This is a genomic window from Trueperella sp. (assembly GCF_043424875.1).
In the GTDB taxonomy this organism is placed as follows: Bacteria; Actinomycetota; Actinomycetes; order Actinomycetales; family Actinomycetaceae; genus Trueperella.
Genome location: NZ_JBHWPL010000010.1, coordinates 24199 through 42284, shown reverse-complemented (window position 1 = coordinate 42284; position 18086 = coordinate 24199). Strand labels below are relative to the sequence as shown.

At 65.9% G+C, this 18086-nt stretch carries 16 protein-coding genes and 1 pseudogene; 11 read left to right on the top strand and 6 right to left on the bottom strand.

What is annotated here, in order from left to right:
• Positions 1–902 (bottom strand): phospholipid carrier-dependent glycosyltransferase (locus ACHFFR_RS00645; protein WP_394262337.1); only part of this gene is annotated, 902 nt, incomplete at its 3' end.
• An 85-nt stretch (positions 903–987) separates the two neighbouring features.
• Here ACHFFR_RS00645 and ACHFFR_RS00640 point away from each other — a divergent pair.
• The 4 genes from ACHFFR_RS00640 (at position 988) to rsmI (ending at position 5294) form a co-directional block, all read left to right on the top strand.
• Positions 988–2553 (top strand): succinic semialdehyde dehydrogenase, encoded by a 1566-nt coding sequence (locus ACHFFR_RS00640; RefSeq protein WP_394262336.1) that lies wholly within the window; start codon positions 988–990, stop codon positions 2551–2553.
• Positions 2554–2611: 58 nt separating this feature from the next.
• Positions 2612–3460: an SDR family oxidoreductase gene (locus ACHFFR_RS00635; RefSeq protein ID WP_394262335.1), complete on the top strand. Its 849-nt coding sequence runs from the start codon at positions 2612–2614 to the stop codon at positions 3458–3460.
• Positions 3451–3819, top strand: coding sequence for a metallopeptidase family protein (locus ACHFFR_RS00630; RefSeq protein ID WP_394262334.1), 369 nt, complete (start codon positions 3451–3453; stop codon positions 3817–3819). Before ACHFFR_RS00635 ends, ACHFFR_RS00630 begins: the two co-directional genes overlap by 10 nt.
• Positions 3820–4466: 647 nt before the next feature.
• Positions 4467–5294 (top strand): 16S rRNA (cytidine(1402)-2'-O)-methyltransferase, encoded by an 828-nt coding sequence (rsmI, locus tag ACHFFR_RS00625; RefSeq protein ID WP_394262333.1) that lies wholly within the window; start codon positions 4467–4469, stop codon positions 5292–5294.
• A 466-nt stretch (positions 5295–5760) separates the two neighbouring features.
• Here rsmI and ACHFFR_RS00620 read toward each other — a convergent pair.
• Positions 5761–6339, bottom strand: a pseudogene (locus ACHFFR_RS00620) (isochorismatase family protein); the annotation flags it as partial.
• Between the two features lie 151 nt (positions 6340–6490).
• Here ACHFFR_RS00620 and metG point away from each other — a divergent pair.
• The 7 genes from metG to ACHFFR_RS00585 all read left to right on the top strand — a co-directional run bounded on the left by metG (position 6491) and on the right by ACHFFR_RS00585 (position 14958).
• A complete protein-coding gene (gene metG / locus ACHFFR_RS00615) occupies positions 6491–8326 on the top strand; it encodes a methionine--tRNA ligase (protein ID WP_394262332.1) in 1836 nt (611 codons plus the stop codon).
• Positions 8327–9286, top strand: a complete 960-nt coding sequence (locus tag ACHFFR_RS00610; RefSeq protein ID WP_394262331.1) for a TatD family hydrolase — start codon at positions 8327–8329, stop codon at positions 9284–9286.
• Positions 9287–9456: 170 nt separating this feature from the next.
• Entirely contained in the window at positions 9457–10674 is a 1218-nt protein-coding gene (locus ACHFFR_RS00605; protein ID WP_394262330.1) for a G5 domain-containing protein, read from the top strand.
• A gap of 10 nt (positions 10675–10684) precedes the next feature.
• Complete coding sequence (gene rsmA / locus ACHFFR_RS00600; protein ID WP_394262329.1) at positions 10685–11593, top strand: 16S rRNA (adenine(1518)-N(6)/adenine(1519)-N(6))-dimethyltransferase RsmA; 909 nt, start codon at positions 10685–10687, stop codon at positions 11591–11593.
• Between the two features lie 38 nt (positions 11594–11631).
• Positions 11632–12549, top strand: coding sequence for a 4-(cytidine 5'-diphospho)-2-C-methyl-D-erythritol kinase (locus ACHFFR_RS00595; protein ID WP_394262328.1), 918 nt, complete (start codon positions 11632–11634; stop codon positions 12547–12549).
• Positions 12549–14390 (top strand): ABC-F family ATP-binding cassette domain-containing protein, encoded by a 1842-nt coding sequence (locus ACHFFR_RS00590; protein WP_394262327.1) that lies wholly within the window; start codon positions 12549–12551, stop codon positions 14388–14390. The genes ACHFFR_RS00595 and ACHFFR_RS00590 overlap by 1 nt, the downstream gene beginning before the upstream one ends.
• Before the next feature lie 70 nt (positions 14391–14460).
• Positions 14461–14958 carry a MarR family winged helix-turn-helix transcriptional regulator gene (locus ACHFFR_RS00585; protein ID WP_394262326.1) on the top strand — a complete coding sequence of 166 codons (498 nt, stop codon included), beginning with the start codon at positions 14461–14463 and terminating at the stop codon, positions 14956–14958.
• Between the two features lie 4 nt (positions 14959–14962).
• On the opposite strand, the gene ACHFFR_RS00580 is transcribed toward ACHFFR_RS00585, so the two are convergent.
• The 4 genes from ACHFFR_RS00580 to ACHFFR_RS00565 all read right to left on the bottom strand — a co-directional run bounded on the left by ACHFFR_RS00580 (position 14963) and on the right by ACHFFR_RS00565 (position 18033).
• On the bottom strand, positions 14963–16174 hold the full coding sequence (locus ACHFFR_RS00580; RefSeq protein WP_394262325.1) for an ABC transporter permease: 1212 nt from the start codon (positions 16172–16174) through the stop codon (positions 14963–14965).
• Positions 16171–17076, bottom strand: a complete 906-nt coding sequence (locus tag ACHFFR_RS00575; protein ID WP_394262324.1) for an ABC transporter ATP-binding protein — start codon at positions 17074–17076, stop codon at positions 16171–16173. The genes ACHFFR_RS00580 and ACHFFR_RS00575 overlap by 4 nt, the downstream gene beginning before the upstream one ends.
• Before the next feature lie 130 nt (positions 17077–17206).
• Positions 17207–17551: a transcriptional regulator gene (locus ACHFFR_RS00570; RefSeq protein ID WP_394262323.1), complete on the bottom strand. Its 345-nt coding sequence runs from the start codon at positions 17549–17551 to the stop codon at positions 17207–17209.
• Entirely contained in the window at positions 17548–18033 is a 486-nt protein-coding gene (locus tag ACHFFR_RS00565; RefSeq protein WP_394262322.1) for a hypothetical protein, read from the bottom strand. The genes ACHFFR_RS00570 and ACHFFR_RS00565 overlap by 4 nt, the downstream gene beginning before the upstream one ends.
• Between the last annotated feature and the right edge of the window lie 53 nt (positions 18034–18086).

Here is an 18086-nt window from a genome sequence, read left to right as displayed (position 1 = left end):
CCCTCGCGCCAGAAGCCGGCGCCCATCCACAGCCGCGCGCCCACCTCTTTGCGGGCCGCCGCACCCCAGAAGAAGACGAACAGGCCGAACACGGCCACGGCATACGCGCCCGACCACTTCACCCCGCACGCGAGCCCGAGCGGCGCGCCCGCCACGATCAGCCACGGTCGAAAGCCCGTGCTGGGAGCCCACGGGTCTGCGGGAATCAGCCGACCGGCGTCGTTGATCTTGAGCTCGCCGTGGGCAACGGCGTGCGCAAGCTTGCCTCTTGCATGCTCGCGGTCGCGCAGAACGGCCCAGAAGCCGGCGAGCACGAAAAACATGAGGATGTTGTCCAGGAGGCCGGTGCGGGCGAGCACAATGCCCATGCCGTCGAGGGCCATTGCGATGCCGGCGAAGGCCGCGAGCGTGACGGAGCGGAAGAGGCGCAGCGCGATGCGGACCACGAGCACGACCGCCAGGATTCCAAGGAACGCCGTGGTGAAGCGCCAGCCGAAGCCGTTGTCGTCGCCGAAGATGCGCATTCCCTGGCCCATCAGCCACTTGCCAAATGGCGGGTGCACCCAGCGGTCGGGGGTCTCTTCGAGCGCCGAGAGGTCGCCGGCGACGAACAGGTCGTTTTGATCCTCGCCATCCCAATTGCGCTCGTACCCGAAGTTCAGGAGCGAGAAGCCGCCCTTGACGTAGTACGTCTCGTCGAAGACCATCTCGTGCGGATGAGTCAGGCGCGTGAACCGCGTGATCGTGGCAATGATCGCCGCGAGGGCTGTGACAATCCATCCGTACAGCCGCACCTGCGCGGGGAGCGTGGCTCCGACGGGGAAAAGTCCGAGCCGTCCGCGCAGCTCGTTTTCATAACGCACGCGCCGGGCGGCACCTAGAGGAAAGGATTTGTTCGTCACTCGCATAAGTCTACCGGGCTTGGCCCGCAGCGCCCTCGCCCAGCGGGCCGAGGCGCGTAGAGTTGGGACAACGAAAGGACCAGCCATGAATGACCTCGACTTTCGCGGCCAGCAGGCCCTGAAGCATCTCCTGCCGAACCTGACTTTCGACGACGCCGGGACGCCCGTGCGCTCGCCGCTGACGGGAACCGAGATCGGCCGCTTAGCAACGACGACGGCCGCGGACATGGACGACGTGTTCGCCACCGCCCGGCGCGTGCAGCGCGAATGGGCGGGCCTGAGCTTTGCGGACCGGCGCGATCGCGTGCTCGACTTCCACGACCGGGTGCTCAGCGACCGCTGGGCGCTGCTGGATCTCATCCAGTGGGAGACGGGCAAGTCGCGCGGCTCGGCCTTCGAGGAGATCGCCGACGTGGCGATCAACGCGCGCCACTATGCGCGCAAGGCGAAGTCGCTCCTTGCCGACGAGAAGGTCCAGGGGGCGATGCCGCTGCTGACGAAGGCGGTGGTGACCCGCCAGCCCAAGGGCGTGGTGGCCGTCATTTCCCCGTGGAACTACCCCTTCACGCTCACGGCCTCCGACGCGATCGCAGCGATCATGGCCGGTAATGCGATCGTGCTCAAGCCTGATTCGCTCACGCCGTTCACTGCGCTCGCGGTCAAGGCGCTGCTCGAGCGCTCTGGTGTGCCCGAGGACCTGTTTCAGGTGGTCGTGGGCGCGGGCGCGGATCTTGGCACGCCGATGATCGAGCGGGCAGATTACGTCATGTTCACCGGCTCCACCGCCACTGGCCGAAAGATCTCGGAACAGGCCGGCCGCAACCTTATCGGGTTCTCGGCTGAGCTGGGCGGCAAGAACGCGATGATCGTTCGCAAGGACGCGCTGCCGGGCAACGCCGCGGCGGGCGCGGTCAAGGCGTGCTTCTCGAACGCGGGGCAGCTGTGCATCTCCATCGAGCGCATCTACGTTCACACCGACATCTGGGACGAATTCGTGGCGGCCTTCCTCGCCAAGGTGAAGGCGATGAAGGTGGACGCGACGATGCAGTGGAACGCCGACATGGGCCCGCTCATCTCCCAGGATCAGTTCGACAAGGTCAGCGCTCACGTGGATGACGCGCGAGCCAAGGGCGCCACCGTGCTGGCGGGCGGCGAGGCGCTGCCGGACGTGGGTATCTTCGGGTACACGCCGACGGTCCTGACCGACGTCACTGAGGATATGGACGTGTTCGGCGAGGAGACGTTCGGCCCCGTCGTCTCGTTGTATCGCGTGGATTCTGACGACGACGCTGTGGCGCGGGTCAACGAGACCCCCTACGGTTTGAACGCCTCGATTTGGTCGCGCAATTTCGACGAGGCCGAGGCGCTCGCGCGGCGCATCGACACCGGCATGGTCAACATCAATGATAGCTACGCGGCCGGCTGGGGTTCGATCGGCGGCATCAACGGCGGCCTCAAGGATTCGGGGATGGGACATCGCCACGGCCCCGAGGGAATCACGAAGTACACTGACGCGAGGCTGGTCGCCTCCCAGCGGCTCATGCCGGTGGCGGCGCCTGCGGGCCTTGGTCAGGAAGCCTGGTCGTCGGTTATGACGCGCTTCTTGAAGGCGGTGCGCAACCTCCCGCCCCAGCTGCTGGGTGAGAAGTAGGCGCTGCCCGCGGGGATAGCCTGCCGGCAGGCAGCAGTAGAAAGTGCGAGGTGTCGCAATGCTCAAGCGAACCCGACGTGTGCCGATCCGCGGCGCCGTCGTCGTTATAACTGGCGCCGGGTCCGGGATCGGACGCCTCATGGCGCACGGTGCCGCGAACCGCGGGGCGAAAGCCGTGCTGGTGTGGGATCTGAACGAGGCTGCCGCGCGGGCGGTGGCCGAGGAGATCGGACACGAGGCGCTGGCGCAGGCGGTGGACGTGACAAGCCAGGAGTCCGTGGACGCGGCGGCTCGCGAGGCGCTCGCGCGCTTTGGGCGTGTGGACGTGCTGATCAACAGCGCGGGCATCGTGACGGGTAAGGACTTTACGAACGTCACCGAGGAGGATGTGGAGCGCACGTTCGCCGTGAACACGATCTCGCACTATCGCACGACGGGGGCCTTCTTGCCCGGGATGCTCGAGCGTGATCGAGGCGCGATCGTGACGATCGCGTCCGCGGCCGGGCTCGTGGGCGTGGCGCGGCAGGCCGACTATTCGCCCTCGAAGTTCGCGGCGGTGGGATTCGCGCAGTCGTTGCGCGCCGAGCTTCGGCACCGCGGCTCGAGGGTCCACACGCTGCTGTACTGCCCGTACTACATCTCGACGGGCATGTTCGAAGGCGTGAAGACGAAGTTTGATTGGATCCTGCCGATCCTCACGCCGCAGACGGCCGCCCGCCACATCCTCGACGCGCTGGAGGCGGGCCACCAGATGAAGGTCGATCCGCCGTTCGTGCGCGCGGCGCAGCTTGCTCAGGTGCTGCCCGTCCCCGTCGTCGATGCGCTCATGGACGTCTTCGGCATCAACCAGACGATGGACGACTTCACGGGCCGGAGGTCGGACGAAAGGGGTGGCGATTGCCAGTAGAGATGAGCCCGGAGCGCTTCGAAGAACTTGTGGCCGATGCGCTCGATGAAATCCCCGAGGAATTCGCCTCCCAGCTACTCAATCTCGTGTTCCTCGTCGAGGACGAGCCCAGCGTGGACCAGCTCAAGGAATCCGAGGGGGAGGACCTGCTTGGCCTGTACGAAGGGGTGGCGCTGACGGACGGCGACTTCTTTGGTTACGCGGAGCCGAACCGGATCTGGATTTTCCGCGGGCCCACGCTGCGCATGTGCGAGAACGAGGACGAGGTGGCCGAGGAAGTCATGATCACCGTCTTCCACGAGGTGGCGCACCACTTCGGCATCGAAGAAGATCTGCTGTGGGAGACCGGCTGGGCGTAAGCGGCTCTTTCGTGGCGGCCGGTAGCTGGGCTGCGGTGGGTTCGCCCACGCCTGTCTCTAGGCGACGCACCAATCGGGTTTGTTTTCGCTGAGCGACGCACCAATCGGAGAAGGACGCACCAATCGAGGGGGTCTAGAACCCGTTTGGTGCGTCGCGTGGGGTGGGGTGACCCGTTTGGTGCGTCGCGTGAGCGTGATCTGGCTTGACTGGCGTGGTTTGGCGCATTGGGGTGTGGTTGCGTCGGGTTAGGTGTGTTGTGCTCTGCGGCGGGCACCCGATTTTGGGAATAAAAAATGCGGACCTCGTTGTCCGCGTTTCTATTCATCGGCTACTGTGCCGGTCTATCGGTTGGCGAGCAACTCGGCCTGAACGTACTGCTCATGTGCGCGAGCGGCATTCAGAAGAGCGTTGCGTGACGCCTTGGTCTGTGCAAACGGGTTCCAATTGGTCCTCATGGTCTAACCTCCTTCACAAGTCTTGAAATATCGACGATTTCTCGCCGTCTGACCCCTTGTGGTCATCTCCAAGTTTAGCAAGAAAATGTAACGAACTGAAAAATGTTGCTGGGCGTCACACGTGGCCGTCTTACATGTCGGTCACTACTGCACATGTGAGCAGTAAAATGCGCGAATGGTAGTCTCAGCCCATGATTGTTTTGGCCGCCACCCCGCTCGGCAACGACGACGACGCCTCGCCCCGCCTTCGCGCCGAGCTTGAGGCCGCCGACCTGATCGCCGCCGAAGACACCCGCCGGCTGCTCAACCTCGCCGGACGCCTCGGGCTCGAGATCTCGGCCCCCGTCGTCGCCTATCACGAGCATAACGAACGGCAGAGCTCGGGTGCCCTCATCGAGGCGGCTCAGGCGGGCAAGCGAGTCGTGGTCGTCAGCGACGCCGGCATGCCCTCGGTGTCCGATCCCGGTTACCGGCTCGTCGCACTAGCCGCCGAGAACGAGGTACCCGTGACTGTCGTTCCTGGCCCGTCGGCCGTGCTTGCCGCGCTCGCCCTGTCCGGCTTGGCCTCCGATCGCTTCGCGTTCGAGGGATTCCCGCCGCGCAAGGATGGGGAACGACGCCGATTCTTCGGCGATCTTGCCACCGAGCCTCGCACCACGATCTATTTCGAGAGCCCGCGCCGGGTGGAGGTGACCCTCGCCGCCATGGCCGAGGCCTTCGGTCCGGATCGGCGCGCGGCCGTGTGCCGCGAACTGACCAAGACGCACGAAGAGGTTAAGCGCGCGTCGCTCGCCGAGCTTGCCCAGTGGTCGCGCGAGGTGCGAGGGGAGGTCACGATCGTCGTTGAGGGAGCGCCCGCTCGAACCGGCGACGCCACCGCGCACGTCCCCGAAGTGTTAGCCCTCGCCGAAGCGGGCCTGCGGCTCAAGGATGCCGCCGCTCATGTGGCCGCCCGCGAGGGGCTACGTAAGAACGAGCTCTACGACCTCGCGTTAGCCGCTCGCTCAGAGCACTCATAGAAAGAAGGCCCGCCTGAGCGGGCCTTCGTGCTGATTACGGCTTATAGTCGATGTCTGAGAAGTCGAAGTCCTCGTCGTCGGCCTCGTCGGAGAAGTCCGCATCCTCGTCAAGATCGATATCGAAGTCGGACAGGTCGTACTCTGACAGGTCCTCCTCCACCGCCACCTGGTTGGCCAGCGTGTCGAGTTCCTCGTCCTCGCCGTCGGAGGTGAGCTCGGGATCGGATTCCTCGTCGTATTCGTCGATGCTGTAGGCGTCCTCGTCGGCGATGAGTGCCTCGCTACGAGGGAGTTCGTCGTCGTGGAAATCGGCGGCGCCGTACTCGTCGTCTTCGAGGTCGTCCGGAATCCCGTCGCCATCAAGATCGCCGGACTCCATGTCGTCCCAGTCGTTGGCGGCCCACTCGGTCTCGTCCGCGTCCTCGAAGCCGGGGATCGGGGCGTCCTCTGCCTCTTCGTAGAAGCCGAAGGCGTCGCGCGAATCGAGCTGCTCCACGCCGGCCTCGTCCATCTCCACGCGGGCAGCCTCGCCGAGCTCCTCGGAGGTCGGGACCGTGAGGTCGGAGAACACGCGTACGGACCAGCCAGACTTCAGCGCGTCGAGCGCCGTTTCCTTCACGCAGTGCGATTCGGCAATGCCAACCACGTCAATCGAGGAGACCTCGGCGTTGCGCAAAATGACCTCGAGCGTATCGCCGGCCGCGTTCGTGCCCTCGAAGCCCGAGTAGGCGGCCTCGTACTCGCCCTTCTTCACGCCGTCGTCCAGCGGGAGGGAGGCGATTGCCTCGTGCAGCTCGGCCTCGGCAGTGCCGGCCACGCCGTGCGGGGGCCAGGTATCCACGAAGTCGGGGTTGTCAGAGAAGTGGTGGCCCGGGTCCACGTGCCAGTCCTGCGTGGTGACGATGAGGCCGTACTCGTCCGCATTTTCCGTGACGAAGTCGGCGATTCGTTCGGCGACGGCGTTACCGCCCTCCACGCCCAGCGCACCGCCTTCGGTGAAGGTCGGCTGCACATCCACAATGATCAGCGCGCGATTGTCAGTCATGAACTACTCCTTGGTTGGCGGGCGCCTGCCCGCGGTCATCTCGATCAGTTTATTGCCAGTGGCGCCGCGCGTGCCCATCCGTTCACGGTCAGCCGACGTTTGGCGGTGGGCGAGTTTCACGTCCCGCGCCGAAAACGCTTACCCTTGTGGTATGTCTAAAATCCTTTCAGCTGTTGCTTGGCCCTATGCAAACGGACCACGCCACATCGGCCACGTTGCCGGGTTTGGCGTGCCCTCGGATGTTTTCTCACGATACATGCGAATGCAGGGCCACGACGTGCTGATGGTCTCGGGCACCGACGAGCACGGCACGCCCATCCTCGTGGCCGCCGAGCAGGAGGGCGTGGGCCCCCAGGAGCTCGCCGACAAGAACAACCGCATCATCGTCGAGGATCTCGTCAAGCTCGGCCTGTCCTACGACTTGTTTACGAGAACGACGACGGCGAACCACGAGCAGGTGGTCATGGACCTGTTCGAGGGGTGCCGCGATAACGGCTACATGATCGTCGAAGATACCCCGGTGGCGATCGACCCGAAGACGGGCAATACGCTCCCGGATCGGTACATCGAGGGCACCTGCCCGATCTGTAAATACGTGGGAGCGCGCGGCGATCAGTGCGACAACTGCGGTAATCAGCTCGATCCGCATGACCTCATCGACCCGGTCTCGAAGGTCTCGGGCCTCACGCCCGAGTTCAAGAACACCGAGCACTACTTCCTTGACCTGCCGGCGCTCGCGCAGGCGCTTGGGCAGTGGCTGGATCGCGTGGAAGAGGACGGCAAGTGGCGCCCGAACGTCATCGCCTTCTCCAAGCACCTGCTCGAGGACGTCCGCCCGCGCGCGATGAGCCGCGACATCAGCTGGGGCATTCCCGTTCCCGGCTGGGAGGACAAGCCGAGCAAGCGCTTGTACGTCTGGTTCGACGCCGTCGTCGGATACCTATCTGCCTCGATCGAATGGGCGCGCCGGCGCGAAAAGGCCGGAACGGGCTCGGCGGACGACTGGAAGCAGTGGTGGACGACCCCCGAGGCTCTCTCCTATTACTTTATGGGCAAGGACAACATCGTCTTCCACAGCCAGATCTGGCCGGCGGAACTGCTCGCCTACAACGGCGAGGGCGCAAAGGGCGGCGAGCCGGGGGATTTCGGCACGCTCAATCTTCCGACCCAGGTGGTGGCCTCGGAGTTCCTGACGATGGAGGGCAAGAAGTTCTCCTCCTCGAAGGGCATCGTCATTTACGTGCGCGACGTGCTCGAGCGCTACCAGCCAGATGCGCTGCGCTACTTCATCTCGATTGCCGGACCGGAGAGCCAGGACTCGGACTTCACATGGAGCGAGTTCGTGCGCCGCAACAACTCGGAGCTCGTGGCGGGCTGGGGCAACCTCGTCAACCGCACGGGCGCGATGATCGCGAAGAACTTCGGTGAGATCCCGCCAGCCGGCGAGCTTGAGAGCATCGATCGCGAATTGCTCGACGCCGTGAACGCGGGCTTCGACACCGTGGGCGGCCTCATCGGCAACCACCAGCAGCGTGCGGCGCTCGCCGAGATCATGCGGCTCGTGGGGGAGGCGAACGCCTACGTCACGAAGACGGAGCCGTTCAAGCTCAAGGCGCCGGAGGAGCGAGAGCGACTCGGGACGGTTCTGAACACGCTCATCCAGGCAGTCTCCGACCTCAACACGATGATGTCGGTCTTCCTGCCGCACTCGGCGAACACGATCGACGCCGTGCTGGGCGGGCCCGGGGACATCGCGCCGATGCCGGACCTCGTGGAGGTCACGGACCTCGACACGGACTACCCGTATCCGATCATCACCGGCGATTACACCAACGTGCGCACCTGGGAGCGCCGCGTGGTTGAGCCCGGCACGCCGATCTCGAAGCCGAAGCCCGCCTTCGTCAAGCTCGATGAATCCGTGGTCGCCGACGAGCTCGCGCGCCTAGGCTACGACGTGGACGGCAACCCGCTGGAGAGTGGCGAGTAAGTGTCGCAGACCCCGCCACAGCCGGGCTCGAAGAAGGATCGCAAGCGAGCCTTCCCCGAGGTGCCGGCGCCGCTCGCGGTGCCGATCGTTGACAACCACACGCACCTGTATCCGGATCCCCCGCACGACCCGGTTCAAAAGACCAACCTCGAGGGCAACTGGAAGCCGCCGCTCCTGTTGGAGAACCACCTCGCGGGCATGCGGGAGGCGGGCATCCGGGCGGCCATCACCTCCGGCTGCGATTGGCCCGTACTGGACTGGACCCACGATCTCGCCGGCACTCACGAGAATCTGTGGGCGGCGCTCGCAATCCATCCGAACGAGACCCCGCTGCATGCGGGCGTGCGCGAGGTGGGGCCGGACGGCAATCCGCCGCGTGTGGCACCGCATCACGAGCGCGTCTCGCTCGAGGACGCGATTGCGAAGGTGGCCGAGCTCAGCCGGGACGACGCCGTCGTGGCCATTGGCGAAACGGGTCTCGACTACTACCGCACGGGCGACGAGGGCCGCGAGGTGCAAAAGCGGGCATTCCGCGAGCACATCGCGCTCGCGAAGGAGCTCGATAAGCCGATGCAGATTCACGATCGTGAGGCGCACACCGACGTCGTAAAGATTCTGCTCGCCGATGGGGCACCGGAGCGGACGGTGTTCCACTGCTTCTCCGGAGACGCGGATCTGGCGCGCGTCCTTGCAGACAACGGCTGGTACGCGTCCTTTGCCGGCAACGTGACGTATTCGGCCAACGCCGACCTGCGCGAGGCCTTCGAGGAGCTGCCCGATGAGCTCGTGCTGGTGGAAACCGATGCGCCGTATCTGACGCCCGAGCCCTACCGCGGCCAGCCAAACGCTGTGTGGTCGGTGGCTTATACGGCGCGCTTCCTTGCCGAGGTGCGGGCGGTGGACGTGGAGGACCTGTGCGCCACGATCGACCGGACGACCACGGAAGTCTACGGGATCTGACTCGCGCCCCGCGGGTGAAGATATTGCCGTCAAGTTTTGTATGATCGCGCACAACATGGTTGCGCGGTATAACAATTTGGTTACAATCAGTCTCAGTATTGTTACGGCAAATTGTAATCGACGCACTGGAGACACCTTTGACAAGCAGGACTTCGCGCACCGGAGGACCGGTGTACTTTGACGCCGGCCTTCTCACGACGCCCCCGAAGCCGGGCTCGCGCCGCGCACGCCGCATGGCAGAACGCGCCAAGGCAGCGGCCGCGGCCGAGGCAGCCAGCCGCTCCGCCGATACCGCCGAGATCCCGGTGATTTCCCGCGTGAGCGTTGCGGGCGGTACTCCCTACGCAGAGACGATGAACCACTCGCTGGTGACGAGCCGCGTCAACTCCCGCCCGGCGCCCGCCACGCGCAAGTACCCCAAGTCGTACCACTTGGCCGGCGCCGCATCCGTGGTCGCCCTTTCCGCCGGCGCAACGATTGGCCTTCCGCTCATCCCGTCGGGCACGGCGCCCACAGAGATCGCCGTGGCCGCCGTCGTCGATCCGAGCGTGCCAGCAGCAGTTGAGGCAAGCGCTGCCGACGTCTCCTTCGACGTGAGCGTTGACGGCGAGACCGTGCGCATCGATGCCGACTCGTCGATGACGTACGCCGCGGCATTCGCCGAAGCGGGCATTGAGATCGGCGCACGCGATGACGTGTCCGTCTCGCTGTCGGATCTCGTGACCAACGCCGACGTGACGATCGTCCGCGTGACCACCGAGACCGTCACCGAAGAATTCACCGATGCGTACGCGACCGAGCGCATCGACGACCCGAACCTGCCCAAGGGCGAGGAGCGGGTTGTGACCGCCGGCGTCGAGGGCACGGGAACGCGTAACTTCCAGGTGACCTACCGCGACGGCGAAGAGGCCACCCGCATCCTGCTGATCGAGACCATCGCCTCGGAGCCCGTCACGGAGGTCATCCGCGTGGGTACCAAGGAGGTCGTTGAACCGGAACCGGCACCGACGCAGGCCGCCCAGGAGGCAGCTCCGCAGGCGGCGCCGCAGGCACCGGCTCCGGCTCCGGCAGCCGCGCCAGTTCCGGCCGGCTCCTCGCGCGAGATCGCGCAGGGCATGCTCTCCTCCTACGGGTGGGGCATGGACCAGTGGTCGTGCCTCGATTCGCTCTGGCAGCGTGAGTCCCACTGGAACCACACCGCCATGAATCGTTCCTCGGGTGCCTACGGAATCCCGCAGGCGCTGCCGGGCTCGAAGATGGCCTCGGCCGGCGCCGACTGGCAGACGAACCCCGCCACCCAGATTCGCTGGGGCCTGGGCTACATCCAGGGCCGCTACGGCAGCCCGTGTGGCGCATGGGGTCACTCGCAGGCTCGCGGCTGGTACTAAAGCAGGACGTATGCCCCTGCTCGGTCCGGTTCAGATCCGCGAGCTTGCCGATCGCCTTGGGGTCCGCCCCACGAAAACTCTCGGCCAGAACTTCGTTCACGACGCCGGCACGGTGCGGCGCATCGTGCGTGACGCCGGGGTTCAGCCCGGTGACCTCGTGCTCGAAGTCGGGCCGGGTCTCGGTTCGCTGACCCTCGCCCTGCTCGAGGCGGGCGCCTACGTGTCGGCCGTCGAAATCGATCCAGTGCTCGCGGGCGAGTTGCCCGCGACGGTCCGCGAATTCATGCCGGAGGCCGCGCAGCGCTTCGCCGTGCTCGAGCGCGATGCGATGCTCGTGAGGCAAAGCGACCTCGCGGTGCCGCCGGCTCTTCGAGCTCCCGCTGATCTTGATACCCCCTCTGATCTCGACAGCTCCGTCGCGCCTACCCACCTCGTGGCGAATCTGCCCTATAACGTGGCGGTGCCGGTGATTCTGACGTTGCTGGAAGAGCTGCCCTCGCTGCGATCGGTGACGGTCATGGTGCAGCTCGAGGTGGCAGATCGCTTGGCGGCCGAGCCCGGATCGCGCACGTATGGCATCCCGTCGGTCAAGGCGAACTGGTTCGCCGAGGTCCGCCGCGGGGCGAAGGTATCCCGCCACGTGTTCTGGCCGGTCCCGAACGTCGACTCCGCCCTCGTCCACATGGAGCGCCGAGATGACGCTCCGTATCCCGAGGACCTTCGCGCCGAGACGTTCGCGATTGTTGACGCCGCCTTTGCGCAGCGCCGCAAGACCCTGCGCGCCGCGCTTGGCCAGTGGGCGGGAAGCCCGGCCCGGGCTGAAGAGATCGTGCGGGCGGCCGGCGTCGACCCGTCGCTGCGCGGCGAAAAGCTGGGAATCGACGACTTCGTGGCCATCGCGCGGGCTGCGCACGCTTAAAATACGCCGATCCCCGCGCCGGAGGCTACGATAGGCACGTGCATCGCGTTTTAGTTTCAGCCCCCGCCAAAGTCAATCTTGCATTGCGCGTCGGTGGCCCGCGCCCCGACGGCTTTCACCCTCTCGACACCGTGTTCGAGGCGCTCGATGTTTTCGACGACCTCGAGGTCACGGCTGCCGACGAGCTCACCGTGGACATCACGAGTCCCGGCGACGCGGTGGCAATCGCGGACCTGCCGCTCGACGGCTCAAACTTGGCAATGCGCGCGGCCACCGCACTGCTTGACCGCCGAGGGCTGACCGGCCCCGGCGCACCCGGGGCACGCATCTCGATCACGAAGCGGATCCCCGTGGCCGGCGGGATGGCCGGCGGGTCTGCCGACGCGGCGGGCGCGCTCGTCGCCCTTAACAAGCTCTGGGATTTGGGCTTTGGCGCAGACGAACTCGAACGTATCGCCGCCGATCTCGGCTCCGACGTGCCGTTCGCCCTCAAGGGCTCGGTCGCCCATGGCCAGGGCCGAGGGGAGTTGCTCGAGGCGGTGCAGGTGGCCTCGGTTCACGCCTGGGTGTTCCTCACCCGATCGGACGGGCTCTCCACGCCAGCGGTGTTCCGCGAATTCGACCGTCTGAACCCGCAGGCCGGCGACCCCGCGCCAACCACTGATCTTCGAGCCGCCCTCGAGTCCGGCTCGATCGACGACATCGGCGCGGCCATGGTCAACGACCTCGAGGAACCGGCGGCCTCGCTCAATCCGGAGCTCGGGCAGATGCTCGGGCAGCTGCGCGCCGATGGCCTGCACGCCATCCTCTCCGGCTCCGGCCCGACGATCGCGGTCCTCACCGATCCGGACTCGCTCCACGCCATCGCCCAGCAGCTCGCCGCCCGCTATCCGCACACCACCGTGCTCGCCGCCTGCGGCCCGGCCGCCGGCGCACACGTTCGCGAGGCCGAGTAGTGGCACATATTCTCGGCATGGAGGACGTGGGCATCTCCCTTGGCTCGCGCCCCATCCTCGCAGGCGTCAACCTCTCGCTCGAAGACGGCAACCGGATCGGCGTCGTTGGCCCGAACGGCGGGGGCAAGTCGACGCTCCTGCGCCTCATGGCCCGCGACCTCGAGCCCGATACCGGCCGCGTCACGATGGTCTCTGGCACTCGCTTCGCCGTGCTGACGCAGGCGGACGACCTCGCATCGGACCAGACCGTCCGCGACGCCATCCACGGCGACGCCGCGACCTACGAGTGGGCGTCGGATTCGAAGATTCGCGAGATTCACGCGGGATTGATTCCCGACGTCGATCTGTCGCGGCTGGTCGGGGAGCTTTCTGGCGGGCAGCGCCGGCGTGTGGCGCTCGCGGCGACGCTCGTCAAGCCTGCCGACGTCGTCATCCTCGACGAGCCCACGAACCACCTCGACATCGAGGGCGTCACGTACCTCGCCGAATACTTGAACGCGCGGCCCGACGACGGCGCGCTCGTCGTCGTCACCCATGACCGGTGGTTCCTGGACTTTGTATGCGACCGGTTGTGGGAGGTCGTGCCGGGCCATGACGGGCCAGGCGGGCGGTCGCCCGTGGCCGGCCACGTGGAGACCTACGAGGGCGGGTACGCTGCCTACACGCTGCAGCGCGCCGAGCGCCAGCGTCTCGCGCAACAGAGCGCCGAAAAGCGCGCGAATCTACTACGCAAGGAGCTCGCGTGGCTGCGGCGCGGAGCCCCGGCGCGCACCTCGAAGCCGAAGTTCCGCATCGAGGCGGCCAACGAGCTGATCGCGAACGAGCCGCCGCCGCGCGACACGGTGGAGCTCGCGCGGATGGCCACCCAGCGTCTTGGCAAGAAGGTTGTGGATCTCGAGGGCGTCTCCTTCGCGTGGCCGGGCGCCGACGAGCCCGTGCTGAAGGACGTCACCCTCCGGCTGGCGCCGGGCGAGCGCATCGGAATCCTCGGCGCGAACGGCGCCGGCAAGTCCTCGCTGCTAGGCCTCATTGCGGGCCGGCTCGAGCCCACCGAGGGCACTATCAAGAGGGGCAAGACGGTGGAGCTCGCCGTCCTCTCGCAAGATACCCGCGAGCTCGATAAGGTTGCGCACCGCCGCGTCGTCGAATCGGTGGCGGACATCAAAACCCACGTGGAGATCGGCGGAAAGCCGACGAGCGCCTCGCAACTGGTGGAGCAGCTGGGATTCACGCGCGAGCGGGCGTGGACGCCGGTGGCCGAGCTTTCGGGCGGCGAACGGCGCCGCCTGCAGTTCCTGCGCCTACTTATGGCCGAACCCAACGTGCTGCTCCTCGATGAGCCGACGAACGATCTGGATACCGATACTCTCGCGGCCATTGAGGATCTGCTCGATGCGTGGCCGGGCACGCTCGTGGTGGTCTCCCACGATCGCTACCTGCTCGAGCGGACGACGGATCATCAGGTGTCCGTCATCGACGGGGGAGTGCGCGACCTGCCCGGAGGCGTGGATCAGTACATGGAACTCGCGCGGGAGGCCCAGCCCCCGGCTGATCGCGCGGCGTCGCCCGCGCCGTCCGCGGCACCCAGCACGTCGAACCCCGCCAAGCAGCGCGAGGCTCGCAAGGCGATGGAACGCGCCGAACGCCGGATGAAGCGGGTGCGCGAGCAGAACGAGAGGCTCGGGCTCGAGCAGGCGGAGGTCGCCGCAACCGTGAGCCAGACGGAGGACTACGCCGCGCTCGCCGACCTCGGCAAGCAGATCGCCGAGCTTAAAGAAGAGCTCGAGGGCCTCGAAATGGACTGGCTCGAGGCGGCCGAACAGGCCGAGTACTACAGTTAGGCCGCGCGCTACCTCGGATGAGTTTCGTAATCCGCTACCGAGATATCTCGACGTGAAGTAAACTCTCGGCATGGACGAGCGCGACGAAGTAGATGAGGTCGTTGCCGCGTGGCAAACCCAGCGGCCCGACTTCGACGTGGAGCCCCTCGAGATTTTCTCGCGGCTCCTGAGAATCAATCGCCACTTTGCCAAGGTGCGTCGGACGATTTACGCCAAGCACGACTTGGAGACGTGGGAATTTGAAATGCTTGCCGCCCTGCGCCGCGCCCCGGCCCACAAGCTCACCGCCGGCCAGCTCATGAAGGACACGTTCGTCTCCTCCGGCACGATCACCAACCGTATCGACCGCATGCAGGCCAGCGGGCTCGTCAAGCGAGCGCCGGCCCCGCAAGATGGGCGCATTGTCCACGTGTCGGCGACGACGAAGGGACTCGCCGCCGTCGACGGCGCGATGAGCGACATCCTCGAGATCGAACGCGAGATCCTCGCCGACGTCGGCCACGAGCGTACCGAGGAGGCGGCCAGTTACCTGCGCTCGGTCCTCCTCGCGCTCATCGACCGGGCCTGACTCGCTAGTTCTTGGCCCGGATGGCCTCGGTGATCTTCAGGCGCCTGCCCGTGTGCAAGATCGAGTTTTCGTAGATCTTGCCGGCGATTGCCGCCACGAGCGGGATCGCGACGACGCCGAGCGCGGCGGCGATGAGGAGCTCCGACGTCGTCACCGTGTCGTATGCCTGGCGAACGGGCATGGCGAACGGCGAGATGCCGGGAACCATCGAGAGCACCTTGGTGACGGTGGCCTCGGGCATGGCCGGCACGAGGAAGAGACCCACGTAAAACGGGATGAGGAGCGTCATCGAAATCGGGGAGGTGACCGCACCGAGATCTTCTTGGCGCGAGGCCGTGGCCGCAAGGGCGCCCGTGGCCATGGCGTAGAAGAAAAAGCCGAGCACGAGCCACACGGCCAGCCACGCGAGGTAGGAGCCAAGGCCGAGGTCGAGCCACAGTCCTGCTAGATTCAGCGAGATGACCACGGCGATTGCGAAGAGCACGAACTGCAGGAGCAGGAACGTGCCGATGCCAAGAATCTTGCCGAGGAGGAGCGTGCGCGGGCGCACGGTCGTCAACACGATCTCCACCACGCGCGAGGACTTCTCCTCGACCACGCCATTGGCGATCGTCGAGATGCCCATCATGATCATCATGAACAGGACCATGAGCCCGACGAACGAGGAGATGTAGCCGATCGGATCGGACTCGATGAGGTTTGCGGTTCCGATCGTCACCACGCTGACCGGCACGGACACGGTGCTCACGAGCGTCGAGTAATCGTCGTCGCTGAGCGTGATGCCGCGGTCTTCCATGAGCCAGGCCGTCGCCGCGGTGTTGACCACCGCCGACAGCTGCTGGTCGGCGCCCGTCATGCCGTCCGTGGCCGTCACCAGATCAGGGGTGCCCGGCTGTCCGGCAAGGACGACCGCGGGGCCGTCGGCGTCGGACTCGCTGCGCTCCCGCAGGTAGTTTTCCGCCTCGCCGTTACCGATCGTTTCGACGTCGATCTGGCCGCCGCTGACTTTTTTAACGTGGGAGACGTAGTCGGCCATCTGGTCTTCGACGGCCACGACAGGGCCGCCGGTGGCGGGCGCGTCGTCGTCGCCACCGAGGAGGAACTTGCCCAAGACGCCGGCCGCGAGGATCAAGAGGACCATCACCACGGTCGACAGCCGCATCGCGCGGCTGCGGTAGAGCATCGCGAACTCGCGCTTCATAATCTGAACAATCATGCCTTCTTACCTCCAAACAGGCGGGAGAAGAAGCCGGGCTTCTCGTCCTTGGCTTCGACGGGCTGGGGGAGCTGGACGATGTTTCCGAACAGGTCGGTCAGCGAGGGGCGCACGTGCGTAAAGCCGTGCACCGGCCCCACCGAAAGTGCGGCCTGCAAGACCTCCTGGTCGGCCACGTGGGTGGGAAGCTTCGCGCGCACCGTGCGGTGATCGGCCACGTCCGGCTCGATTCCCAGCGGGCGCAGCGCGTTGGCCACGGCCTGCGTATCGGGAGCATCAATTTCGACGACGGCGTCCGAGCCGGCGTCGCGTAGCTCGTCGATCGGGCCTTCTGCGGCGATCTTGCCGAGGGAGGCGATGCCCACGCGGTCGCACAGGCGCTCGACGAGGTCAAGCTGATGGGAGGAGAACACGACGGTTGCGCCCTGCCGGGCCTTCTCGCGCAGGATCTCGCTCATGTCCGACACCGCGAGGGGGTCGAGGCCGGAGAACGGTTCGTCGAGGACGAGCACGTCGGGATCGTGAACGAGGGAGGCGGCGAGCTGGACGCGCTGCTGGTTACCCAGCGACAGGGCCTGAACCTCGTCGTCGCGGCGCATGTGGACGCCGAGCCGCTCGGTCCAGTACTCCATGGCCGCGCGCGCATCGGCGTCGGACATGCCGTGCAGGCGGGCGAAGTAAATGAGCTGCTCGCCCACCTTCATCTTGGGGTAGAGGCCGCGTTCTTCGGGCATGTAGCCAAAGCGCTGACGGTCCTCGAACGTGAGCGGCTTGTTGTTGACTCGCACGTCGCCCGAATCGGCCGACAGCACGCCGAGGGCGATGCGCATCGTCGTCGTCTTTCCGGCGCCGTTCGATCCAACGAAGCCGTAGAGCTCGCCCGGGTGAACGGTGAAACTCATGCCATCGAGGGCCACGGTGGACCCAAATCTTTTATGTAATTGATTGATCTCGAGACTCATATCGTCTTCCTTGGAGAGGTCAGGTGGTAACAGTTTGCCCTACGCGGCGGTAGGCAAACAAGACGGCGCGCTAGGACTCGGGACTGAGACCGAGCATCTGCGCTAGTTGCCGCTTGTAGTTCTTGTACGCTTTCAGGCCGGCGCGCGTGGCCGAGTATTCGGTGTTGCCGGAGCGGCCGTGGCCGGTCTTGTGGATTTTCACGTAGCCGGCGTCAGCGAGGGTACGCATTTGCTTGGACAGGTCCGAATCGGCGAGGTCGAGGTGCTCCTTGAGATAGGCGAATTCGACGGTGGTGGCCGAGGAGAGCACGCCCATGATGACGGTGCGTTTGGCGAAGTGGAGGACCGGATCGAGGTCGGGTATCCCGTGCTGCTCGGGCTGGTCGGGCCGTTTGGTATGGCTTTCAGCGCTCATGCGAGTCTCGCTTCGAGGTCGCGAACGGCGTCGGCATACCAGCGCTTGTCATAGACCCGGTACAGGGGAAGGACGGCGAGAAACACGAGCACGAGGCCGAACCACGGCCACGGCAGCGGCGCAAACGGAAGTCCGACGATGCCGGCGAGCAGGATGACGATGAGCCACAGGCCGAACTTGTTGTAAGCGCGCTTGATCTCGGGCGGCGCGGCCGCCGCGTTCGGCATGCTCTTGTTCAGGCGAATGCGGTAGCGCAGGTAGACGTTCAGCCCGATGATGGCGACGGCGTCGATGAGGAGGGCCCAGATGAGGCCCTCGTGACGGGAGAGGATCACGCCGAGAATAACCAGCGTGACGAACCCGGCGAAGAGGAAGGGCTCCCAGGGTCGGCTCGGAGGGATCGTGGTGTAGGGCAGGGCCTCGGCGCGTTCGATGGCGCGCATCTCGGCGCGCCGTTCTGCTGCGCCATGCTCGGTGGTCATCGCGGGTCTCCCGTTCGGTCGATTACTTGCACTTGAGGAAAGTATACGGGATT